Annotated in this window: 19 protein-coding genes; 13 read left to right on the top strand and 6 right to left on the bottom strand. The window is 71.3% G+C overall.

Annotation, left to right across the window (positions count from 1 at the left end; translation table 11 throughout):
• The first annotated feature begins 177 nt into the window (after positions 1–177).
• Positions 178–900: a helix-turn-helix domain-containing protein gene (locus ACFWY5_RS20895; protein WP_379633684.1), complete on the top strand. Its 723-nt coding sequence runs from the start codon at positions 178–180 to the stop codon at positions 898–900.
• Positions 901–1,340: 440 nt separating this feature from the next.
• Here ACFWY5_RS20895 and ACFWY5_RS20890 read toward each other — a convergent pair whose 3' ends face one another.
• Positions 1,341–2,609, bottom strand: a complete 1,269-nt coding sequence (locus ACFWY5_RS20890; protein ID WP_379633757.1) for a D-arabinono-1,4-lactone oxidase — start codon at positions 2,607–2,609, stop codon at positions 1,341–1,343.
• 298 nt (positions 2,610–2,907) lie between these two features.
• On the opposite strand from ACFWY5_RS20890, the gene ACFWY5_RS20885 reads away from it, so the two are divergent.
• Complete coding sequence (locus ACFWY5_RS20885; RefSeq protein WP_379633682.1) at positions 2,908–3,885, top strand: aldo/keto reductase; 978 nt, start codon at positions 2,908–2,910, stop codon at positions 3,883–3,885.
• On the opposite strand, the gene ACFWY5_RS20880 is transcribed toward ACFWY5_RS20885, so the two are convergent.
• Together ACFWY5_RS20880 and ACFWY5_RS20875 are read right to left on the bottom strand one after the other, a co-directional pair.
• Complete coding sequence (locus tag ACFWY5_RS20880; RefSeq protein WP_379608914.1) at positions 3,870–4,319, bottom strand: NUDIX hydrolase; 450 nt, start codon at positions 4,317–4,319, stop codon at positions 3,870–3,872. The genes ACFWY5_RS20885 and ACFWY5_RS20880 overlap by 16 nt on opposite strands.
• A complete protein-coding gene (locus ACFWY5_RS20875; RefSeq protein ID WP_379608915.1) occupies positions 4,309–4,959 on the bottom strand; it encodes a TetR/AcrR family transcriptional regulator in 651 nt (216 codons plus the stop codon). The genes ACFWY5_RS20880 and ACFWY5_RS20875 overlap by 11 nt, the downstream gene beginning before the upstream one ends.
• 336 nt (positions 4,960–5,295) lie before the next feature.
• On the opposite strand from ACFWY5_RS20875, the gene ACFWY5_RS20870 reads away from it, so the two are divergent.
• From ACFWY5_RS20870 to ACFWY5_RS20855, 4 genes are read left to right on the top strand one after another with little or no spacing between them, the layout of a single operon-like run.
• Positions 5,296–8,391: a bifunctional cytochrome P450/NADPH--P450 reductase gene (locus tag ACFWY5_RS20870; RefSeq protein WP_379633680.1), complete on the top strand. Its 3,096-nt coding sequence runs from the start codon at positions 5,296–5,298 to the stop codon at positions 8,389–8,391.
• 52 nt (positions 8,392–8,443) lie between these two features.
• Entirely contained in the window at positions 8,444–9,118 is a 675-nt protein-coding gene (locus ACFWY5_RS20865) for a response regulator transcription factor (RefSeq protein ID WP_379633678.1), read from the top strand.
• The gene (locus tag ACFWY5_RS20860) at positions 9,115–10,419 is read left to right on the top strand and encodes an ATP-binding protein (RefSeq protein ID WP_379633676.1); all 1,305 of its coding nucleotides are present in this window, start codon (positions 9,115–9,117) and stop codon (positions 10,417–10,419) included. The genes ACFWY5_RS20865 and ACFWY5_RS20860 overlap by 4 nt, the downstream gene beginning before the upstream one ends.
• Positions 10,403–10,795 carry a VOC family protein gene (locus ACFWY5_RS20855; RefSeq protein ID WP_379633674.1) on the top strand — a complete coding sequence of 131 codons (393 nt, stop codon included), beginning with the start codon at positions 10,403–10,405 and terminating at the stop codon, positions 10,793–10,795. Before ACFWY5_RS20860 ends, ACFWY5_RS20855 begins: the two co-directional genes overlap by 17 nt.
• Here the strand turns inward: ACFWY5_RS20855 and ACFWY5_RS20850 are convergent.
• Positions 10,772–12,064 carry a sulfatase gene (locus ACFWY5_RS20850; RefSeq protein WP_379633672.1) on the bottom strand — a complete coding sequence of 431 codons (1,293 nt, stop codon included), beginning with the start codon at positions 12,062–12,064 and terminating at the stop codon, positions 10,772–10,774. The genes ACFWY5_RS20855 and ACFWY5_RS20850 overlap by 24 nt on opposite strands.
• Positions 12,065–12,169: 105 nt before the next feature.
• Between ACFWY5_RS20850 and ACFWY5_RS20845 the strand changes: the two genes are divergently transcribed.
• Complete coding sequence (locus tag ACFWY5_RS20845; RefSeq protein WP_379633670.1) at positions 12,170–12,967, top strand: NAD(P)H-binding protein; 798 nt, start codon at positions 12,170–12,172, stop codon at positions 12,965–12,967.
• Between the two features lie 67 nt (positions 12,968–13,034).
• The gene (locus tag ACFWY5_RS20840) at positions 13,035–13,193 is read left to right on the top strand and encodes a hypothetical protein (RefSeq protein WP_379608922.1); all 159 of its coding nucleotides are present in this window, start codon (positions 13,035–13,037) and stop codon (positions 13,191–13,193) included.
• A gap of 7 nt (positions 13,194–13,200) precedes the next feature.
• Here ACFWY5_RS20840 and ispG read toward each other — a convergent pair whose 3' ends face one another.
• Positions 13,201–14,295 (bottom strand): flavodoxin-dependent (E)-4-hydroxy-3-methylbut-2-enyl-diphosphate synthase, encoded by a 1,095-nt coding sequence (gene ispG, locus ACFWY5_RS20835; protein WP_379608924.1) that lies wholly within the window; start codon positions 14,293–14,295, stop codon positions 13,201–13,203.
• Positions 14,292–16,028: a 1-deoxy-D-xylulose-5-phosphate synthase gene (locus ACFWY5_RS20830; RefSeq protein ID WP_379608925.1), complete on the bottom strand. Its 1,737-nt coding sequence runs from the start codon at positions 16,026–16,028 to the stop codon at positions 14,292–14,294. The genes ispG and ACFWY5_RS20830 overlap by 4 nt, the downstream gene beginning before the upstream one ends.
• A 164-nt stretch (positions 16,029–16,192) precedes the next feature.
• Between ACFWY5_RS20830 and ACFWY5_RS20825 the strand changes: the two genes are divergently transcribed.
• Genes ACFWY5_RS20825 through ACFWY5_RS20805 form a run of 5 tightly spaced genes read left to right on the top strand, consistent with a single transcriptional unit; the run spans position 16,193 to position 23,058 of the window.
• On the top strand, positions 16,193–17,248 hold the full coding sequence (locus ACFWY5_RS20825; RefSeq protein WP_379608926.1) for a polyprenyl synthetase family protein: 1,056 nt from the start codon (positions 16,193–16,195) through the stop codon (positions 17,246–17,248).
• Complete coding sequence (locus tag ACFWY5_RS20820; RefSeq protein WP_379608927.1) at positions 17,245–18,198, top strand: 4-hydroxy-3-methylbut-2-enyl diphosphate reductase; 954 nt, start codon at positions 17,245–17,247, stop codon at positions 18,196–18,198. Before ACFWY5_RS20825 ends, ACFWY5_RS20820 begins: the two co-directional genes overlap by 4 nt.
• Positions 18,195–19,583 (top strand): family 2B encapsulin nanocompartment shell protein, encoded by a 1,389-nt coding sequence (locus ACFWY5_RS20815; protein ID WP_379608928.1) that lies wholly within the window; start codon positions 18,195–18,197, stop codon positions 19,581–19,583. The genes ACFWY5_RS20820 and ACFWY5_RS20815 overlap by 4 nt, the downstream gene beginning before the upstream one ends.
• On the top strand, positions 19,583–21,733 hold the full coding sequence (locus ACFWY5_RS20810) for a germacradienol/geosmin synthase (RefSeq protein ID WP_379633667.1): 2,151 nt from the start codon (positions 19,583–19,585) through the stop codon (positions 21,731–21,733). Before ACFWY5_RS20815 ends, ACFWY5_RS20810 begins: the two co-directional genes overlap by 1 nt.
• Complete coding sequence (locus ACFWY5_RS20805; protein ID WP_379608930.1) at positions 21,730–23,058, top strand: family 2B encapsulin nanocompartment shell protein; 1,329 nt, start codon at positions 21,730–21,732, stop codon at positions 23,056–23,058. The genes ACFWY5_RS20810 and ACFWY5_RS20805 overlap by 4 nt, the downstream gene beginning before the upstream one ends.
• Positions 23,059–23,124: the final 66 nt, after the last annotated feature.

The raw sequence follows: 23,124 nt of genomic DNA, 5'->3' as shown, positions 1-23,124 counted from the left end.
TTCGCGACATCTCGAAAGTTACGTTGCATACACGAAATCGTCAATCACTATACTGCGAAACATAATGCAAACATGCAGTTCAAGTGCCTAGAATCGTTGCATAGATGCTGACAGTTAATGCAACTCGCGTTTGCACTACGCTAAGCTGAGTCCCGATCGCTTGAAGCAAGGAGCCCGATGCCCGGACAGAGGCTCACCCAGCAGGACCGCCGTCAGATCGCCGTGGGACTGCGTGACGGAATGACGTACGCCGCCATCGCCCGCGCCCTCGACCGGCCCACCTCGACCATCACCCGCGAGGTCATGCGCAACGGCGGCCCGAACGACTACCGCCCCGACCAGGCCCACCGGGCGAGCAGGCAGTCCCTGCGCCCCCAGGGCTCCGGCCGGTCGGCGTCGGCCAGGGCCGCCGACCTCGGCGCCCGCGATCCCCGGGTCGTGGAGCGGGTGTCCACGCACCTCACCGAACTGCTGATCCAGAGCGGGCTGCCGCAGATGATGGCCAGGGTGCTCGCCGCGCTGTTCACCACCGACGGAGGTAGCCTCACTTCGGCCGAACTCGTGCGACGCCTGGGCGTCAGCCCCGCCTCGATCTCCAAGGCGGTCGCCTACCTGGAGGAAATGGAGATCATCAAGCGCGAGCGCGACCCCCGCGGCCGAGCCGAGCGCTACGTCATGGACGACGACGTGTGGTACCAGGCCATGCTGGCCAGCGCCCGGATCAACACCCTGATCGCCGAGGCCTCGCGCAGCAGCGCCCAGGCGCTCGGCGTGGACACGCCTGCCGGAACCCGGCTGGACAAACTTGGCCAGTTCCTCTTCCTGGTCAGCGACGACCTGCGCAACTCGGCGGAACACTGGCGGCACATCTACGCGCCCGAGCCGCAGGATAGGCAATAGGCGCTGGCAATATGTTGCCAATAGGGTGCCGGATGAGAGCATGCGGCTTGGTGCGCGGCTACGTCTTGAGCACTGCGAACTCGTCGCATGGCACGCATGGCGCATGGCACGCATGGCAAGGCACAGCCGCTGTCGCCCGCCGCGCCGACCACTGGAACGGGCGCCCTGACCCGGTGACCGGGTTCACCCGCCTCAGCCGGGAGCCGGACACCAGGTGCTCGGCCGCCGGGCGCGATCGAGCGGACCGTGATGTTCGACGTGGGGCGGGCGCGCCTGGTGGCGGCGTCGGGGTGGGGCAGGTGCGCGTGGTGGCGGCGTTGGGGTGGAGCGGGTGTGCGTGGTGGTGGCGTCGGGAGTGGAGATGGGGCGGTGGGGCGTCTCGTCGTCTCGGTGGCCGTGCCGTACGAGCTGAAGGCTTTGCTGACGTGAAGGGCGCAGGGTCAGGCGGGGAAGAGGGCGTCCACATAGGAGTTGCGGAACTTGCCGGACGGGTCCAGGTCGCGGGCCAGCCGCCCGAACTCGGCCGCCCGCTCGTACATCGCGCTGATCTGCCGGGGTTTGGTCGTGGTGAGCTTGCCCCAGTGCGGGCGGGCGCCCAGCGGCATGAGCCGCTCCTCGACCTCGGCCAGGGCGGGCATGACCGCCGCCGCGTCGCGGATCCAGGTGAAGTGCAGGGTGACGGTGTCGCGGCCGTAGGCGGGGCTGAGCCAGAGGTCGTCGCCGCAGACGGTACGCACCTCCGAGACGTGTAGCACGGGTGCCACCAGCGGGCCGATCTCCCTGATCGCCTCGAAAGCCTTGGTCGCGGCCTCGCGGGGCAGGTAGTACTCCGACTGCAGTTCCTCGCCCGCGCCTGGCACGAACTCGGGGCGGAAGTGCGGCAGCCGTTCGTGCCACGGGCCCGGGACCCCGAGCTGTTCCGTGCAGGACTCGGGCGGCATGCCGGGCACCGGGTGCACCTGCCGCTCGGCGGCCCGGCCTCCCGCCCAGCCGCTTTCCGACCATCCGTCGCCGAAGCCGGAGCTCTCCTCGTCGAGGCGGTGCTTGAGCCACACCTCGGCCTTGCCGGCGCGCCAGTCGGTGAACGTGCTGACGCTGTAGGCCGCGCCGTACACCTCGTCGAAACGCGCGGACACCTCCTCGAGCGGCACGTCGAGCCGGACCCGCTGCACCACGTCGAAGGCGGGCTCGATCTCCAGCGTCAGCCGGGTGACGACGCCGAGCGCGCCGAGCGCGACGACGGCGCCGGGGAAGACGCCGGGGTCGCGCTCGCGGCTCAGCTCGACCAGGTCGCCGTCAGGGCCGACGAGCTGCAGCGCGACGACGGCGGCGGCCAGGCAGCGGCGGCTGTCGCCGGAGCCGTGGGTGCCGGTCGCGCACGATCCGGCGACCGAGATGTGGGGGAGCGAGGCCATGTTGGCCAGCGCGAATCCGGCGCGATGCAGGTGCTCGGCGACCTCGGCGTAACGCAGTCCGGCGGCGACGGTGGCGGTCGAGCGGCCGGCGTCGATCTCCACTGTGGGCGGCAGGCCGTCGAGGCGGACCAGGTCGTGGCTGGTGTCGGCGACCAGGCTGAAGGAGTGGCCGCTGCCCAGGGCCCGTACGCGCGACCCCGCCGCCACCACGCGGCGCAGCTCGTCGAGGGATTCCGGCCGGTGCACCCGGGCCGCGCCGAAGGTGACGTTGCCCGCCCAGTTCGTGATCGGCATGTCGGCTCCTGGTCTGGCGTCGCTCGTCCACCGCGGGTGCGACGAGCGTGCGGGAGACGTGTCCTGGAAGCGCTCGCTCGGCCGCTGGATGGGCGGCAGAATACGGCACTCGTCGACGCGCGGCAGCACGTCGTAGGGAGCCCGCCTATCGAACGGCGAGTTCAGCTCGGGTGTGTGCGGCACTTCTGCGCGGAAACCTTCATGCTCCCAGATTGACATGAACATGCCGGGGGAGGCAATAAAGTGCCAAAAATTGTGCCATTCTGGCAATCATGCTGTCCATCCTAGGGTGGAGCCCGTGGAGCAGCGAGCATTCGGCAGGACAGGACAATCCGCGTCGGTCGTCGGCCTCGGCACCTGGCAACTCGGTGCCGACTGGGGGACCGTGGACGAGCGCGACGCGCTCGCCATCCTCGACGCCGCCGTCACGTCCGGCGTGACCTTCCTCGACACCGCCGACGTGTACGGCGACGGCCGCAGCGAACGCCTCATCGGCCGGTTCCTGCGCGAACACGACGGCCTCACGGTCGCCACCAAGATGGGCCGTCGCGGCCCGCAGGACCCGGCCGAGTTCACCCTGAAGAACTTCGTGGAGTGGACCGACCGCTCGCGCGCCAACCTCGGCGTCGACCGGCTCGACCTGGTACAACTGCACTGCCCGCCGACCCCGGTGTTCGACACCGGCGAGGTCTACGACGCGCTCGACACGCTCGTACACGAGGACCGGATCGCCGCCTACGGAGTGAGCGTCGAGACCTGCGACGAGGCGCTGGCCGCGATCGCCCGCCCTGGGGTGGCCAGTGTGCAGATCATCCTCAATGCCTTCCGCCGTAAGCCGCTCGAACGCGTGCTCCCGGCGGCGCTGGCGGCCGGGGTCGCGATCATCGCCCGGGTGCCGCTGGCGTCAGGCCTGCTGTCGGGGCGCTTCCGCCGCGACACCGTCTTCGCCGCCGACGACCATCGCGCCTACAACCGGCACGGCGCGGCGTTCGACGTGGGGGAGACGTTCTCCGGCGTCGACTACGAGACCGGCCTGGAGGCGGCGGCCGAGTTCGCCGCGCTCGCCCCGGCCGGGGCCACCCCCGCCCAGACGGCCCTGCGCTGGGTGATCCAGCAGCCCGGGGTGACCACGGTGATCCCGGGCGCCAGCACGGTGGACCAGGCCAGAGCCAACGCCGCTGCCGCCGCCCTGCCCGAACTGCCGCCCGAGACGCTGACCGCCATCGAGGACCTCTACGACCGCCGCATCCGCGCCCAGGTTCACCACCGCTGGTAGCCCTCACCGAGCAGGCGTAGGGCGTCGGCCGCGGCGGGCGAAAGCGCCGGGCCAGAAGCGTCCCCCAGGTCCGCGATCGGCAGCCAGGTCACCGCGTCCGTGGTGCCGTCCGCCTCGGTCACCGCCGGAGAGCCCGGCGCCACCTCGGCGGCGTAGAACAGACCGGTCAGATGCCAGCTCACCCCGAGCCGGGTCACCGCGTACGTCCTGGCGGCGACCAGGCGCGCGCCGGTGAGGTCGAGGCCGGTCTCCTCGCGCAGTTCGCGGGCCAGCGCCTGTTCGGGCTGCTCGCCGGGGTCGATCCCGCCGCCCGGCAGGTGCCACGCGCCGGGCGGGAAGATCGGGGAACTCTCCGACAGCCGGGTCAGCAGCAGCCGCCCGGCCGAGGTGACGATCGCGTACGCGGAGACGCGCGTGCGTACCTCACCGTTCAAGGCGAGCGTCCGACCCAAGGCGAGCGTCCGACCCAAGGCGAGCATCTGGTACGGCGAGCGCGAGCGTGGCGTCGAGCATGAGGCGCAGGGTCGACTCGCAGGCGGCGAGGTCGTAGTCGTCGGTCAGGTACCGGGTCACGATCCCGTCGAACCCGCTGAGGAAGAAGCGGGCGATCTCCTCGGCGGGCAGCGCGAGATCCTGCCCGGCGCGCGTGGCGGCGTCGGAGAGCAGGCGCGCCGCGGTGGCGTCGAGGTCGTGGGTGAACTCGGAGGCCACCTGGCGCAACACCGGGTCGCGCAGGGACAGCATGATCAACTCCACCAGCAGCCGGTAGCGCTCACGCTCCTCGGTGACCGTCCGCCACAGCTCGTTGACCAGCGCCGATACGGTCTCGCCGAAGTCGGCGTCGGCGGGCATGGCCGCCCGGACCCGGGTGACCAGCGACGTGCCGAGGTCCTCCAGCACCGACCGGTAGAGCTCCTGCTTGGAGCCGAACGTGTAGTGCACCATCGCCTGCGCGACGCCCGCTTCGGCGGCGATGGCCCTGGTGCTCCCGGCCGCGACGCCTTCGCGGGCCATGAGCCCGATCGCCGCCTCCACGATCTGCGGGCGCCGCTCGGCGGCGGGAACATGAGCCATGCCCGCACCCTATCGGCTGTGACCTGCACGAAGTTCCGCTCCCCCAACGGCCCCCGACACCCCGACCACACCACCAGAAAGAGAACAAACCCCGTTCCCGGACCCCCGGACCCCCGGACCCCCGGACCCCCGGACCCCCGGACCCCCGGACCCCCGGACCCCCGGACCCCCGGACCCCCGGGATCCACGGGAGCCATCGGCCATCGGGCTTCTGGTTGTCGGGGTGGGTGTGGGTGGCGGGGTTGTGGGCGGGTCTGTTCGAGTGACTTAGTCGAGTGACAAAGTCTCGTGCTAGCCTGACAACGAAGACGTACACCTGCAGAAGGGAACGTTCGCGTGTCCACAGCCGAGATTCCGTCGCCGCCCGCCCTGCCGATCGTCGGCCATGCCCTGAGCACGCCGGTCGACCGGCAGGTCGCCTACCTGGTCGAGCTGGCCGGCACCTGGGGCCCGATCTTCAAGCTGGGCGCCTTCGGGGAGGAGTCCGTGATCGTCACCGGTCTCGACCTCGTCACCGAACTCTGCGACGAGACCCGCTTCCGCAAGAACGTCCACCCCGACCTGGTCAACCTGCGGCCCCTGGCGGGCGACGGGCTGTTCACCGCCTATGGCGACGAGCCCAACTGGCGCAAGGCGCACGACATCCTGCTGCCGGCCTTCTCCGTCTCCGCCATGCGCGGCTACCACGCGACCATGCTCGGCGTCGCCAGGAAGCTGGTGGACTCCTGGTCGCGAAAGGGGCAGGAGCGCGTGGAGGTCAGCGCGGACATGACCCGGCTGACGCTCGACACCATCGGCCTGTGCGGATTCGGCTACGACTTCGCCTCGTTCGAGAGCGCGGAGCCGCACCCGTTCATCGGCTCCCTCGTCGGCGCGCTCAAGTACGCCCAGGCCAAGGGCGCCTTCATCCCCGGCCTCGACGTCCTCTACCGCAGGCGCACCCGGCGCTTCCACGAGGACGTGCGCGCCATGGAAGAACTCGTCGACGAGGTGATCAGGCAGCGCAGGGAGTCGGGCGACCAGAGCACCGGCGACCTGCTCGGCCGCATGCTCCACAGCCGCGACCCCGAGACCGGCGAGCCGCTCGACGACCTCAACATCCGCTACCAGGTGATCACGTTCCTGATCGCCGGGCACGAGACCACCTCGGGCGCGCTCTCGTTCGCCCTGTACTACCTGGCGAGGAACCCCGCGGTGCTGGCCAGGGTCCAGGAGGAGGTGGACACGCTGTGGGGCGACGTGGCCGAGCCCGACCCGTCGTACGCCGACGTGGGCAGGCTGAGCTACACCCGCCAGGTGCTGATGGAGAGCCTGCGGCTGTGGCCCACGGCCCCGGGCTTCGCGGTGGAGGCGCTGGCCGACACGGTGATCGGTGGCCGGTACGAGATCAAGGCGGGCGAGTCGCTGTTCGTGCTGACGCCGCGCCTGCACCGCGACCCGGCCTGGGGCAGGAACGTGGAGCTGTTCGACCCTGACCGCTTCGCCCCCGAGGCGCAGGACGCGCGGCCGCCGCACGCGTTCAAGGCGTTCGGCAGCGGTGAGCGGGCCTGCATCGGCAGGCAGTTCGCGCTGCACGAGGCGACGCTGGTGCTGGGACTGCTGGCGCACCGCTTCCACCTGACCGGCGAGCCGGACTACGACCTGGCGGTCAAGGAGACCCTCACGCTGAAGCCCGACGGCTTCACGCTCCAGGTCGAACCCCGCACCGCCGCCGACCGCCGCGTCCGCCCCGCGGCCAAAACGCCGGAGCCGCAGCCGCAGCCGCAGGTGAAGCGGGCCGGGCCGGGCGAAGCGCTCTCCATCCTGTACGGCTCCAACATGGGCACCTGCTCGGCCATCGCCCACGACCTGGCCGCCGAGGCGGAGGAACGCGGCTTCGCGGCCAAGGTCTCCTCTCTCGACGAGGCGGCGGGCACGCTGGCCGACACCCCGGTCGTCATCGTGGCCGCTTCCTACAACGGCCGCCCGACCGACGACGCGACCCGGTTCGTGGACTGGCTGGCCGCGGCGGACACGGTGCCCGGCACGCCGTACGCGGTGCTGGGGGTGGGCGACCGCAACTGGGCGGCCACGTTCCAGCGCGTCCCGAAGCTGATCGACGAACGGCTGGCAGAGACGGGCGCGATCCGCCTGGCCGAGCGGGGCGTGGTGGACGCCTCCGGCGACCTGGAGGGTGCCATCGACGCCTGGTCCGCCAAGCTGTGGCACGCCCTGGACGGCTCGGAGAAGACCGCCCCGGAGGGGCCCGCGTTCCGCCTGGAATCCGTGATCAGGTCGCCCGCCGAGGAGCGCGCCGAGCACCACGGCGTGCGTCCCATGCGCGTGCTGCTCGCCGAGCCGCTCACCCACCCGGACGGCCGCCCGAAGCGCCACCTCCGCCTGGAACTGCCGCAAGGCGCCACCTACCGCACCGGCGACCACCTCGCGGTCCTGCCGGAGAACCCGCCGCACCTGGTCGAGCGCGCCGCCGCCCGTTTCGGCCTCGACCCCGCCCAGCCCGTACGGCTGCGCCAGGCCCGCCGTACCCGCACCCAGCTCCCCCTCGACACCCCGGTGACCGTGCGCGAACTCCTGTCAGGCTTCCTGGAGCTCCAGCGCCCGGCCACCGTCCACCAGGTACAAACGCTGGCCGCCCACACCCGCTGCCCCCACACCAGGGCCGGCCTGGAAGCCGCGGACCCGGCGGGGACCACGGTCCTGGCCCTGCTGGACGAGTACCCGGCGTGCGAGCTGCCGTTCGAGGTGTTCCTGGAGCTCATGCCGGCCCTGCGCCCGCGCAACTACTCGATCTCCACCTCCCCGCTGGCCAGCCCCGGCGCGGTGGACCTGATGGTCTCGCAGCTGAGCGGCCCGAACCGGACGGGCGCCGGATGGTTCCACGGCGTGGCGTCCAGCCACCTGGCCGGCGTCGAGCCGGGCGCCGTCGTACAGGCGCGGGTGGTGCCGGGCCCGGCCGCCTTCCACGGTCTGGCCGACGAGCAGGTTCCGGCGATCCTGGTCAGCGCGGGCACCGGCCTGGCCCCGTTCCGCGCCGTCGTCATGGAGCGCCTGCACCGCCGCGCCCGCGGCACGCTGCTGTGCTACTTCGGCTGCGACGCCCCCGACCTCGACTACCTGCACCGCGCGGAGCTGGAGGAGGCCGATGCGGCGGGCGTGGTCAGCCTGCGTCCGACGTTCAGCGAGACTCCGGAGAACGGCCTGCGCTACGTGCAGGACCGGCTCCTGCACGAGGCGGACGAGGTGTGGCGTGTGCTGGAGGACGGCGGCCGCGTCTACGTCTGCGGCGACGGCAGCCGCATGGCCCCAGCGGTGCGGGCGGCCCTGGCCCGCGTCCACGGCGAACGCACCGGCGCCGACCGGGCCGCGAGCGACGCCTGGCTGGAGGACCTGCGCGCCGCAGAACGCTACAACGAGGACGTCTGGGAAGGCTGAAGATTGCCTGAGGGGCGTTTTGTCCGGTCCGGTGGGTTCGCATAATGGGCGGATGACCAGTTCGGCGCGGGTGATGGTGGTCGAGGACGCGGAGGCGATCCGGCTCGCCGTGCTGTCCGGGCTGGGGTCGGCGGGGTACGTGGCCCGCGGCGTGCCCGACGGCACCGGCTTCGAGCAGGAGCTCAACACCTTCCAGCCCGACCTGGTCGTGCTCGACCTCATGCTGCCGGGCCGCGACGGGTTCGCGCTGCTGGAGGTGGTGCGCGGGCGCAGCGACGCCGGGGTCATCGTGCTCACGGCCAGGGACGGCGTCTCCGACCGGCTGCGCGGGCTGCAGGCGGGCGCCGACGACTACGTGGTCAAGCCGTTCGAGCTGTCCGAGCTGACCGCGCGGGTCGGAGCGGTGCTCAGGCGGCTGCGCCGTACGCCGTCGACGCTGCAGATCGGCAGCCTGATCATCGACGTGGACAAGGGACTGGTCCTGCGTGACGGCCGGCCGGTCGAGCTGACCAGGACCGAGCTGCGGCTGCTCGGCCACCTGGCGCTCCACCGCGGCCAGGTGCTGAGCAAGACGCAGCTGCTCACCAGCGTCTGGGGCTACGACGCCTACGACCCCAACCTGGTCGAGGTGCACGTCAGCGCGCTGCGCCGCAAGCTCGAAAGCTCGGGCGAGCGGGTCCTGCACACCGTGCGCGGGCTCGGCTACGTCCTGGACGGACCCCGATGAGACGGCCCGCGGGCTCCCTGCGCGGCCGGGTGGCCGGGGCGACCCTGCTGGTCGTCGCCGTCACGCTGGTCGTGCTGCTGGTGGCCGTGGACGCGCTGTTCGGCCTGCTGGCCAGGAACCAGGCGCAGGACCGGCTCGTGGACCGCGCCCAGTTCGCCGTCCAGCTCGACCGGCGCAAGGTCATGCCGGACCGGCTGGTGCGCCGGGTCAGCGGCGCCGGTATCGAGGCGGTGCTCGTGGACCTGGCCGGGCGCCGCCACACGCTGGGCGGCTTCGCGGCCGATCTCGGCGACCTGACCCTGACCAGGCGGCTGCCCGGCGGCGGGCTGCTCACGCTCTACGCCGACACCGAGACGATCGACGGGCCGCGCACCACCCTGCGCATGCTGATGCTGGTCGCCGGCCTGGCGGCGCTGGCCGCGCTCGGCTTCGTGCTGCCCGTCGCGCTGCGGCGCGCGACCCGGCCGATGGACGACCTGGCGGGGCTGGCCAGGCAGATCGCCCAGGGGCAGCGGGGCAAGCGGCTGGCGCCGGAGCGTACCGACACCGAGCTTGGCCGCACGGCCGCCGCGTTCGACTCGATGCTCGACTCGCTGGAGGGTGCGGAGCAGCAGGCCCGCGAGTCGGAGAACCGGTCCCGGCAGTTTCTCGCCGACGTCGCGCACGAGCTGCGTACGCCGCTGGCGGGCATCCAGGCGACGGCAGAGGCGGTGCTCCAGGCGCCCGCGGCGATGCCGGCCGAGGAGCGCGAGCGCATGCAACTGCTGCTCGTGCGTGAGACGCGGCGGGCCGGACGCCTGGTCGACGACCTGCTCGCGCTGGCCAGGATCGACGCCGGGCTCGGCCTGCACCGCGAGCCCGTCCAGTTGCGGGCGCTGTGCGAGGCCGAGGCCGACCGGGTCATGCTGCGCGCGCCGGAGATCACCGTGGCGGTCGAGGGGGAGGAGGCCGCGGTGATCGGCGACGCCCAGCGGCTCGGCCAGATCATCGCCAACCTGCTCGACAACGCCCGCCGGCACACCCCGCCGGACGGCCTGGTCACCGTGACGGTCAAGGGCGAGGCCGGTGAGGCGATCGTGGACGTGGCCGACACCGGCCCCGGGGTGCCGCCGTCGGCGCGCGACCTGATCTTCCACCGGTTCGTCCGCCGGGACACCACCTCGGGCGGCGCCGGGCTCGGCCTGCCGATCGCCCGCGGCCTGGCTCTTGCCCACGGCGGCACGCTGACCTGCGAGGAGTCGCCGTCGGGTGCGGTGTTCCGCCTCCGCCTGCCAGCATGGGCGGATGGCTCTGCTTCATGACATCGTGTTCGACTGCCGTCACCCCGCCGCGCAGGCGAGGTTCTGGGCGGAACTGCTCGACGACTACGCCGTGGCGCCGTACGACGAGGCGGAGCTGGAGCGCCTGCGCGCCCGTGGCCTGTCCGGCCCGGAGGAGGACCCGACGGTGCTGGTCGAGGGGCCGCCGGGGGCGCCGAGGTTGTGGTTCGTCCTGGTGCCCGAGCCCAAGACGGTGAAGAACAGGGTGCACCTCGACGTCCGTGCCGCCGACGTCGAGGCCGAACTGGAGCGCCTGCGGGCGCTCGGGGCCGTCGAGGCGGCCAGGCACGAGGACTGGATCGTGGTGGCCGACCCCGAGGGCAACGAGTTCTGCCTACAGCCCGCGCGCAGTGGCTAGCTGTTTGGCCAGGTCGTCGGCGCGTACCCGGTTCTCCAGCTGGTGGGGGTCCTTGCGCAGGTCGTAGTACTCGCGGAACTTCACCCCGCCGCCGCCGTCGTAATACTCGGTGTAGATGCGGGAGCCGGTGTAGACCGAGGCCCAGACGCCTGGGCCGGTCCCGTCGGGCTGGCCGTGGTACTCCAGGAACAGGTGGCTCCGCCTGCCGCCGCGCAGCAGCGACCTGCCGTCCATCCGGGTACGCGGCCGGATCCCGGCGGCGTCCAGGATGGTCGGGGCGACGTCGATGTTGGCGGCCAGGCGGTCGTCGTCCGTGCCCTTGCCGAAGCCGCCCGCCGGCCACGACAGGTAGAACGGCACGCGGAAGGCCGGCTGGTAGGGCACGCTCTTGCCGATGTGGCCGTGGTCGGCCCAGCTGAAGCCGTTGTCGCCGATGAAGATGATCAGCGTGTCGTCGAGCTTGCCCTGCGCCACGAGCTCCGCCCTGACCGCCTTGAACAGGTCGTCCACCGACTTCAGCGTGCGCAGCTGGGCCTGGCGGACCTTCTGTCCCGCGGCCAGGTCCTGGGAAGCGTTCTGGATGTAGGGGGGTTTGTCGCTCTTGTCGGTCTCGGCCACGGCGGGGTTGCCGTCCCAGGCGGGCACGGGCAGGTTGGCGTACTTGTCCTCGGGGGTGTTCGGCCCGTGGGAGGCGTACGGCGACAGGTACAGGAACCACGGCTGGTCCCGGTTGGCCTTGATGAACTCCAGCGCGTGCCGCCTGACGAGCGTGGTCGTGTAGCCGGGGCGGCGGCCCACGGTGCCGTTGACGTTCCACTGGGCGCGGCGGTAGGCGGGGCGCATGATCGCGAAGTCGTCGAAGTTCGGCGGGGCCTGGTTCAGGTCCCAGGCGTTGAGGTACTTGCCGAACAGGCCGGTCCGGTAGCCGCCCGCGCGCAGGTGGCTCTGCACCGTGGTGTCCTGGTCGAGCCGGCCGGGGGCGGTGTTGTCGACGACGCCGTGGTTGCGGGCGTAGCGGCCGGACATGATCGACGCGCGTGAGGGCGAGCAGAGCGGCGTGGTGACGCAGCCCTGGGAGAACGCGACTCCCTGCCCGCCGATCAGGTCGACGATCGACGGGATCGCCCACTCGGTCTCCCTCCTGTGGTCGTCGGTGACGATCAGCAGGATGTTGGGGCGTTTCGGCTTGGCCGCGGCGGCGGGGGCGCTGGTGACCGCGGCTGCGGCAGCCGTACCTGCGATGAAGGTTCGTCTGCTGAGTTGACTCACGTCGCTGACCTCCAGAAAGCGGTGGTCCGCAATTATTGGCCGCTCTTGTGGGTTGATTTCCCGTCGAATGGGGCATTCCCAGCTTTCCTTAAGAAGGGGTGTGGCATGAACGAGATCCTGGTTCTGGGGGCGACGGGCTCGACGGGGCGTCGCGTGACGGACCTTCTGCGGTCCTCCGGCCATCCGGTACGGCCGGCGTCAAGGCACGGCGAGGTGCGCTTCGACTGGAACGACCGGGGCACCTGGCGGCCCGCGCTGGCCGGGGCCGACCGCATGTACGTGATGGCGCCGGACGATCTGCCGGTCGACCCGGAGTTCGTGGCGGCGGCGGTCGAGGCGGGTGTGCGCCGCGTCGTGCTGCTGTCCAGCGGCGGCATCGAGGTGATGGGCGACGAGCGGCTGATGGCCGCCGAGCGGGTGGTACGCGGCTCCGGGGTGGAGTGGACGATCCTGCGGCCGTCGTGGTTCGACCAGAACTTCGACGAGGGCGTGATGCGCGAGGCGGTGCTGGCCGGCGAGGTCGCGGTCCCGCTGGGCGAGGCCCGCCAGGCCTTCGTGGACGCCGGCGACATCGCGGCCGTGGCGGTGGCGGCCCTGGTCGAGGACGGGCACGCGGGGCGCTCGTACGAGGTGACCGGGCCGCGCGCGCTGACCTTCGCCGAGGTGGTGGAGATCATCAGCCGGGCCTCGGGGCGGACCGTCCGCTATCTGGGCTCGGAGGCGGACTACCTGGCGGTCATGACCGGGTTCGGGCTGCCGGAGCCGGACGTGCGGGCGGAGATCGAGGCGTTCGCCGCGCTACGTGCCGAGGGCGACGCCGTACCGACCGATGTGGTGCGGCAGGTGACGGGCCGGCCGCCCAAGTCCTTCGAGGATTTCGCGGCCGACGCGATCTGGGGTTGACACCACTCCGCTTGTAGTACTACGTTGACAGCACTTCAAACGAAGTGGTCTCAAACAAAGGAACCAGATGCGAATCAAGCTCCCCAGCTCCATCACCGGCACCACCACCGAGCAGGCCAATGGCCGGGCCGCCAAGCGCGAGCACGCGGTCCGCGACATCCAGCCCACCGGCCGCGCCAACCTGTCCCGCCGGCCCACCGCCGCCCCGCGCAGGAGCTCCTACTGAGCCGCTCCTACTGGGGTTGCTCCTCCGCGAGGCGCAGCGCCTCCTCGATCAGGGTCTCCACGATCCGCGACTCGGGAACGGTCTTGATCACCTTGCCCTTCACGAAGATCTGTCCCTTGCCGTTGCCCGAGGCCACGCCCAGGTCCGCTTCGCGGGCCTCGCCCGGCCCGTTCACCACGCAGCCCATGACCGCCACACGTAGCGGGAACGGGAAGCCCTCCAGCCCGGCCGACACCTCCTCGGCCAGGCGGTAGACGTCCACCTGTGCCCGTCCGCAGGACGGGCACGAGACGATCTCCAGCTTGCGCTGCCGCAACCCCAGAGATTCGAGGATGCCGATGCCGACCTTGACCTCCTCCACCGGAGGCGCCGACAGCGAGACCCGGATCGTGTCGCCGACGCCCTCGGCCAGCAGTACCCCGAAGGCCACCGCCGACTTGACCGTCCCCTGCATGAGCGGCCCCGCCTCGGTCACGCCGAGGTGCAGCGGGTAGTCGCAGCGCGCGGCGAGGCGGCGGTAGGCGGCGATCATCACCACCGGGTCGTGGTGCTTGACCGAGATCTTGATGTCGCGGAACCCGTGCTCCTCGAACAGGGAGCACTCCCACAGCGCCGACTCCACCAGCGCCTCCGGCGTCGCCTTGCCGTACTTCTCCAGCAGCCGGGGGTCCAGGGAGCCGGCGTTGACCCCGATCCTGATCGGGACGCCCGCGTCCGCCGCCGCCCGCGCGATCTCACCCACCCTGTCGTCGAACTTCTTGATGTTGCCCGGGTTCACCCGCACCGCCGCGCACCCGGCGTCGATGGCGGCGAAGACGTAGCGCGGCTGGAAGTGGATGTCGGCTATCACCGGGATCTGCGACTTGCGGGCGATGTCGGGGAGCGCGTCGGCGTCGTCCTGCGTCGGCACCGCCACCCGGACGATCTGGCAGCCCGCCGCGGTCAGCTCCGCGATCTGCTGCAGCGTCGCGTTGACGTCGTGGGTGGGCGTGGTGGTCATCGACTGCACGCTCACCGGCGCGCCGCCACCGACCGGCACGCCGCCCACCATCACCTGCCGCGAGACCCTCGGCCTCCTCGTCGGCATTCCAAGCTCGATCATCGGGCCAGCTCCTTCCGTACGGCGTGCGCGATCCCCGAACCGGTCAGTCCCGCGTCGGCCAATAACCGCTCGCGCGAGCCGTGCGGGATGAACGTGTGCGGCAGCCCGAGATGGCGCACCCGGGTCCCGCCCGCGCACGCCTGCCCGATCGCCGCGCCCACCCCACCGGCCACCACGCCGTCCTCGACGGTGACGACCAGGTGGTGCGCGGCCGCCGCCCGGACCAGGCCGGGCGCGACGGGCAGCACCCAGCGCGGGTCGACCACCCGAACCCCCACGCCGTCCTCCGCCAGCGTCGCCGCCGCCTCCACGCACGCCTCGGCCGTCGCGCCGACCGCGACGATCAGCACGTCGCCGCCGGTGCTCCACAGCACGTCCAGGTCGTCGGAACGTTCCACGGCGGCGAGCTCCGCGCCCGCCCCGGCCTTGGGGAAGCGCAGCACGGTCGGGCCCGCCACCGCCACGGCCTCGGCGAGCAGTTCGCGCAGCCGCCGGCCGTCGCGCGGCGCGGCCACCCGCAGGCCCGGGATCGCCGACAGGATCGCCAGGTCCCACATGCCGTGGTGGCTGGGGCCGTCGGGACCGGTGATGCCCGCCCGGTCAAGGACGATCGTGACCGGCAATCGCTGCATGGCCACGTCCAGGAGCACCTGGTCGAAGGCGCGGTTGAGGAACGTGGCGTAGACGGCCACCACCGGGTGGAAGCCCTCAAGTGCCAGCCCGGCCGCCGACACCATCGCGTGCTGCTCGGCGATGCCCACGTCGAACATCCGCCCCGGAAACCGCCGGCCGAACGCCTCCAGCCCGGTGGGTCCGGCCATCGCCGCGGTGATCGCGACCAGGTCGGGCCTGGCCTCGCCGAGCGCGCACAACTGCTCGGAGAAAACGTGGGTCCAGGTCCGGCCCCCGGCTGACAGCGGTTTCCCGGTACGCGGGTCGCTGGCCGGGATGGCGTGCATGTGCTCGCCCAGATCCAGCTCGGCGGGGCGGTAGCCGTACCCCTTGCGGGTCTTGCAGTGCACGACGCTGGGGCTCGGCAGCGTGCGCGCGGTGCGCAGCGCGCGCTCGACGGCGGCGACGTCGTGGCCGTCGACGGGGCCGAGGTAGACGAAGCCGAGGTTCTCCAGCAGCGTGCCGAGGTTGCGGGCGCAGCCGCCGTGGGTGGGGGCGTAGGAGCGGCCGTTGTCGTTGAGCACGATGACGACCGGGCGGCCCTCGCCGTCGCTCAGGTTGTTGAGCGACTCCCAGGCCAGCCCGCCGGTCAGCGCGCCGTCGCCGACCACGGCCACCACCGCGCGGTTTTCCTCGCCCTTGAGCCTGCGGGCCTTGGCGATGCCGTCGGCGTAGGCGAGCGCGGTGGAGGCATGGGAGTTGTCGATGTGGTCGTGCGGCGACTCCTCGCGCGAGGGGTAGCCGCTGAGGCCGCCGTGGGCGCGCAGGCTGTCGAAGTCGGCCCGCCGCCCGGTGAGCAGTTTGTGGACGTATGCCTGATGTCCGGTGTCAAACAGAAGTGTGTCCTCCGGGGAATGGAAGACGCGGTGCAAAGCAATCGTGATCTCGACCATGCCGAGGTTCGAGCCGAGATGCCCGCCCCTCGCCATGACCTTCGCGATGAGGAACTCGCGGATTTCCCCAGCCAGTGTCCCCAGGTGCGCGGCTGGGAGAAGGCGCAGGTCGCGGGGGCCGGAGATGGTTTGGAGCAGAGATTCGTCCAGTCCAGGAGGGGCCGCCATGGTTGCTCCACAAGGGTCGGCTGCGGTCGTGGTCGAATACTGGCTCCGCCGGGGGACGTCCGTGAACCGGGTGTTCCGGTCAATGGAACGACCGATTTCACTCTGGGTATTCGTGACCTAGCTTCTCGTGTGTGTCCGACGATCTCGAAAGAGGAGAACGGATCATGACGGCGGAGGTTGCGGAACCCCCCGTGGAGCCGGTCGACACGACCATCCACAGGGTCAGGACAGCGGTCGACGACCTGCTGGGCGAGTTCATCGACACCCATCCCGCTCCCGTCGCCGACCCGGAACTGGCCGAGGGCCACCGGCTCCTGCGCGAGTTCGTGGTCAAGGGCGGCAAGCGGATCAGGCCCCTGCTCTGCTACTGGGGAGCGCGCGGCGCCGGCGGCACGGACGAGACGGCCCCCGTCGCCGCGGGCGCCGCGCTGGAGCTCTACCACGCGGGCCTGCTCATCCACGACGACATCATGGACGGCAGCGCCCTGCGCAGAGGCCGGCCCACATTGCACCGGAGCCTGGCGCGCCCGCCGCGCCATCCGGGCGCCGAGCCCTTCGGCCACAGCGCAGCCGTTCTCCTCGGGGTGCTCGCCCAGGCCTGGGCGGACGAGCTCTTCGGCGACACGGGCGGCGCGCCCAGGCGGCTGTTCAACCGGATGCGCGCCGAGGTGATCGCCGGCCAGTACCTCGACATCCAGTCGCACCTCGACCCGGACGCCGAGCGCGCGCTCACCGTCATCCGCTACAAGACCGCCAAGTACACGGTCGAGCGGCCCCTGCAGATCGGCGGCGCGCTGGCCGGCGCCTCCCGGCCGCTCCTGGAGTCCTACTCACGCTTCGGGCTGCCGCTCGGTGAGGCGTTCCAGCTGCGTGACGACGTCCTGGGCGTGTTCGGCGACCCGGGCGTCACCGGCAAACCCGTCCTCGACGACCTGCGCGAGGGCAAGGCCACCGTCCTCATCGCGCACGCCTTCGCCGAGGCCACCGGGCCCGCGCAGCGCCTGCTGCGCGCCTGGCACGGCAACCCCGACCTCGACGAGAAACGCGCCGCCGACCTGCGGCAGATCATCGTCGACACCCGAGCACTCGCCCGCGTCGAGACGATGATCGACGGCCGGGTCCGAACCGGACTTGAGGAGTTGCGGACATGCGCGATCGACCAGCACGCCCGGCAGGGGCTGACCCTGATGGCCGACCGGCTCACGCACCGCAACGCGTGAAGCGGGTCCTGCTCGCCGCCCCGCGCGGCTACTGCGCCGGGGTGGAACGTGCCATCCGCACCGTCGAGGAGGCCCTGAAAAGGTACGGCCCGCCGGTCTACGTCCGTAAACAGATCGTCCACAACACCTTCGTGGTCGCCGACCTCACCACGCGGGGCGCGGTCTTCGTGGAGGAACTCGACGAGGTGCCCGACGGCTGCCTGGTCGTCTTCTCCGCCCACGGGGTCTCGCCCGCGGTCAAGGACACCGCGGCCGGCCGCGGCCTGCGCAGCATCGACGCCACCTGCCCACTGGTCACCAAGGTGCACAAGGAGGCGGTCAGGTTCGCCGAGTCCGGCTACGACATCGTGCTCATCGGCCACGCGGAGCACGAGGAGGTCGAAGGCACGCTCGGCGAGGCCCCCGACCGCATGCACGTGGTCGACCCGTCCCGCCCCGACGAGCTCGATCTGCCGGCCGACCGGCCGATCAGCTGGCTGTCGCAGACCACGCTCTCGGTGGACGAGACCATGGGCGCGGTCGAACGCCTGCGCGAGCGCTACCCCGGCCTCGTCGACCCGCCCAGCGACGACATCTGCTATGCCAGCCAGAACCGTCAGGAAGCGGTCACCGCCATCGCCCCCGAGTGCGACCTGGTGATCGTGGTCGGCTCGGCCAACTCCTCCAACTCCCGGCGCCTGGTCGAGGTCGCGCTCGCCGCCGGCGCCCGTGCCGGCCACCTCGTGGACGGCGTGGCCGAGGCCGAGGAGAGCTGGCTCGACGGCGTGGAGACCGTCGGCGTCAGCTCCGGCGCCTCCGTCCCCGAGCACCTCGTGGCCGAACTGCTCGGCTGGCTCGCCGAGCGCGGCTTCGCCGACGTCCAGACCGTGACGCTGGCCGAAGAAAGCCTGATCTTCTCCCTCCCGCCCGAGCTCCGTGAGCTCCGCTCCCCGATAGGTGGTGTCCTGTGACCGAATCCGTCCTGAACAACGAGAGCCCCCTCAGCCTCGGTACGAAGGCCGCGCGCAATCTGGCGACCACGACCAAGACGCAGCCGCAGATGCAGGAGATCACCTCCCGGCACCTGCTCAAGGCGCTGCCGTGGGTCGAGGTCGTCGGCGGTGCGTACCGGGTCAACCGCCGGCTCACCTACACGGTCGGGGACGGAAGGGTCACCTTCACCAACACCGGAGCGGCTGTGCGGGTGATTCCCGCGGAGTTGTGCGAGCTGCCCGCGCTGCGCGGCTATGACGATATAGACGTACTGACCGCCCTGGCCGACCGGTTCACGCAGCGCGAGTACGAGGCCGGATCGGTGATCGTCGAGGCCGGCACCCCGGCGACCGAGGTCGTGCTGGTGGCGCACGGCAAGGTCAGCCTGCTCGGCGAGGGCGCGTACGGCAAGCAGACCGTGCGCGGCGTGCTGGCCGACGGCGACTACTTCGGCGACAGGTCGCTGGCCGGCGAGGCGGGCACCTACGACCTGACCGTCCAGGCGGTCACCGCGTGCACCGTGCTCGCGCTGCCCAGGGCGGCCTTCGACGAGGTCGCCGACCAGACCGACGGCCTGCGCGAGCACGTCGAGGCGTGGGCCGCCGACCCCGACCGGTCGCTGAACGCCCACGGCGAGGCGGAGATCGCCCTGGCCTCCGGCCACACCGGCGAGCCGACGCTGCCCGGCACGTTCGTCGACTACGACGCGGCGCCGCGCGAGTACGAGCTGAGCGTCGCCCAGACGATCCTGCGGGTGCACACCCGCGTGGCCGACCTGTACAACGAGCCGATGAACCAGACGCAGCAGCAGTTGCGGCTGACGGTGGAGGCGCTGCGCGAGCGCCAGGAGAACGAGCTGGTCAACAACCGCGAGTTCGGGCTGCTGCACAACGCCGACCTCAAGCAGCGCATCCACACGCTGACCGGCCCGCCCACCCCGGACGACTTCGACGAACTGCTCGCCCTGGTCTGGAAGAACCCGGCCGTCCTGATCGCGCACCCGCGGGCGATCGCCGCGTTCGCCCGCCAGTGCACCGAGCGGGGCATCTACCCGCAGAGCGTGGAGGTCAACGGGCAGAAGGCGCCGTCGTGGCGCGGGGTGCCGATCCTGCCGTGCAACAAGATCCCGGTCAGCGACTCCGGCCTCAGCTCGATCATGGCGATGCGGGTGGGCGAGGCGGCCCAGGGCGTCATCGGCCTGACCCGCACCGGGCTGCCGGACGAGTACGAGCCCGGCCTGTCGGTGCGCTTCATGGGCATCAACGACAAGGCCGTCATCTCCTACCTGGTCACGACCTACTACTCCGCGGCGGTGCTCGTGCCGGACGCTCTCGGCATCCTGGAGAGCGTTGAGGTGGGCTGATGGCGTATGAGCTGCCTGATTTCTACCTGCCGTATCCGCCCAGACTGAACCCTCATCTGGAGACCGCCCGCGCGCACACCCGCGCGTGGGCGGCCCGGATGGGCTTCTTCGACGACCCCGACATCTGGGGCCCCGCCGACCTGGAGGCGCACGACTACGGCCTGATGTGCGCCTACGCCCACCCCGACTGCCCGGCACAGGAGCTCGATCTCGTCACCGACTGGTACGTCTGGGTGTTCTTCTTCGACGACCACTTCCTGCACGCCTTCAAGCGCACCAAGGACCTCAAGGGCGCCCAGGCCTACCTGGACCGCATCGACCTGTTCATGGCCGACGACCCGCCCGAGCCGACCAACCCGGTCGAGCTGGGCCTGAAGGACCTGTGGGCCAGGACGGTACCGGCGATGACGGACGGGTGGCGGCGCCGCTTCGTCACCGTCACCCGCGACCTCACCCAGGAGTCGATGTGGGAGCTGTTCCACATCGACTCGGGCCTGGTCTCCAACCCCATCGAGTACATCGAGGCGCGCAGGAAGGTCGGCGGCGCCCCCTGGTCGGCCTGCCTGGTCGAGCATGCGGTCGCCGCCGAACTGCCCGCCCGCCTCGCGTCCACCCGGCCGATCCGGGTGCTGACCGAGACGTTCGCCGACGCCGTGCACCTGCGCAACGACCTGTTCTCCTACCAGCGGGAGGTGGTGGCGGAAGGCGAGCTGTCCAACTCCGTGCTGGTCTGCGAGAACTTCTTCGGCTGCGACACCCAGCGCGGCGTCGAGATCACCAACGACATGATCACCTCGCGGCTGCACCAGTTCGAGCACACGACGCTCACCGAACTGCCGGCGCTGTTCGCCGAGCACGCGGTGGCGCCGCACGAGCAGGAACGGGTGCTGCGTTACGTCAAGGGCCTACAGGACTGGCAGGCCGGCGGCCACGCCTGGCACCTGGCCTCCAGCCGCTACACCAAGGCCAGGCGCGAGCACGGCCCGCTCAACGTCTCACCCGCGCACGTGAAGAGCGGCCTGCGTAACTTCTCCCACCGCCCCTACACCGAGACCACGGTACGGCTGCCGCAGATCTACATGCCGTTCACCGTCCGCGACAACCCGCACCTGGAACAGGCTCGCGCGAACGGCGTGCGCTGGTGCAGGGAGATGGGCTTCGGCGACGGCCTGCCCGGCCTGCCGTCCACAGCGCTGTGGAGCGAACGGCAGCTGACCAGCTTCGACTTCGCGCTGTGCGCCTCCGGCCTGGCCCCCGACGCCTGCGCGGAAGCCCTCGACCGGGCGACCCACTGGCTGGCCTGGGGCACCTACGCCGACGACTACTATCCGCAGGTCTTCGGCGCCAGCCACGACCTGACCGGAGCCAAGCTGTCCAACCGGCGGCTGCGCGAACTCATGCCACTTGACCGGCTTCCGCTCACCCCGGCCGTCAACGCCGTGGAGCGGGGGCTGGCCGACCTGTGGGCACGCACCGCGGCCCTGCTCTGCGAGGAGGACCGGCGCGCCTTCCGCCGAAGTGTCGAGGTCATGCTCGACAGCTGGGAATGGGAGATCGCCAACCTCATCCAGAACCGGGTGCCCGACCCGGTCGACTACCTCGAGATGCGCCGCCTGACGTTCGGCACCGACCTCACGTTCAACCTCGCCCTGATCCATCTCCCGCGGCGCCCGCCCAACGAGCTCTTCCGCACCCGCGAGCTCCTCGCCCTGGCCAACGCGGCGGCCGACTTCGGCGCCCTGCTCAACGACCTCTTCTCCTGCCAGAAGGAGATCCAGTTCGAGGGCGACCTGCACAACGCCGTGCTGGTCATGCGCAACTTCTTCGACTGCGACCTGGACGGGGCCGTCACCATCGTCAACAAGCTCCTGACCGCCAGGATCACCCAGTTCGAGCACGTCGCCGGCACCGACCTGCCCGCCATGCTCGACGCCCGCGGCGCCGACGACGAGACGCGCGGCGCGGTCGCCCTGTACGTGACCGGGCTGCAGGACTGGATGGCCTCCGTCATGCGCTGGCACGCGCAGACCACCCGCTACCCCGAGACCGAGCTACGCCGCCGCTCCGCCGTCCGCTGGACCCAGGGCCCCACCGGCCTGGGCACGGCGGTCCGCCGGATCCACTCCCTGCTACCGATGGGCGCGCCATGACAGAATCCCTGCTCAGCCTCGGGACCGCGGCGGCGCGCAAGCTCGCCACGACCACCAAGACCGTCCCGCAGATGCGGGAGATCACGCCACGCCACCTGCTGCACGTGCTGCCGTGGGTGGAGGCGGTCGGCGGCGTGTACCGGGTGAACCGGCGGCTCAACTACACCGTGGGCGACGGGCGGGTGAGCTTCACCTCGGTCGGCGCCGCCGTACAGGTGATTCCGGATGAACTACGCGAGCTGCCTTCGCTGCACGACTTCGAGGACCCGGCCGAGTTGCAGGCGCTCGCCGAGCGCTTCGTCCAGCACGACCTGGTCGAGGGGCAGGAGGTACCCGACGGGCAGATCGTGCTGGTCGCGCACGGCAAGGTCGCCAAAACCGGCATCGGAGGGTACGGCCGCGCCACCGTCGTCGGCATGCTGGCCGACGGCGACCACCTGGGCGACCTGACCGGCGAAGGCGCCCAGCCCGCCAGGGCGATGACGGCCTGCACGGTGCTGGTGCTCTCCCGGGAGGACGCTGGCCGCCTGCGCGAGCGCTCCGACAGCCTGCGCGAACACCTCGACCGCCCGGCCAGGAGCGGCCCGAGCAACAAGCACGGCGAGGCCGAGATCGCCATGTCCGCCGGCCACCGGGGCGAGCCGACGCTGCCCGGCACGTACGTCGACTACGACCGCGGGCCCCGCGAGTACGAGCTGAGCGTGGCCCAGACCGTGCTGCGGGTGCACACGCGGGTCGCCGACCTCTACAACGGGCCGATGGACCAGACGGAGCAGCAGTTGCGCCTGACCATCGAGGCGGTGCGCGAACGGGAGGAGCACGAGCTCGTCAACAACCGCGAGTTCGGGCTGCTGCACAACGTCGACCTCAAGCAGCGCTTCCAGACCCGCACCGGCCCGCCCACCCCGCACGACATGGACGAACTGCTGTCGCGCCGCCGCAGCTCCCACTACTTCTTCGCCCACCCCCGGACGATCGCCGCCCTCGGCAGGCAGTGCACCGCCCGCCGCATCCAGCCGGACGTCACCGAGGTCAACGGCGCCAAGGTGATGGCCTGGCGCGGGGTCCCGATCCTGCCCACCGACAAGATCCCGATCAGCGAGCAGGGGCTGAGCTCGATCATCGTCATGCGTACGGGGACGGAGAAACAGGGTGTCATCGGGCTCACCCGCACCGGGCTGCCCGACGAGTACGAGCCCGGACTGTCGGTGCGCAAGCTGGGCATCGACGACAAGGCGCTCATCAGCTACCTGGTGACCACCTACTACTCGGCGGCCGTGCTGGTGCCCGACGCGCTCGGCGTACTGGAGAACGTCGAGGTCTGAGTACGACGGCGGGATGACGTCCGGGGTCGGCCGTCCGGCCGACCCTCCGGGCGCTGTGCTGGGCAC

Origin of the sequence: Nonomuraea sp. NPDC059007 (assembly GCF_042740555.1) — a bacterium.
Taxonomy (GTDB): domain Bacteria; phylum Actinomycetota; class Actinomycetes; order Streptosporangiales; family Streptosporangiaceae; genus Nonomuraea.
This window is presented reverse-complemented; position numbering and strand designations above follow the sequence as displayed.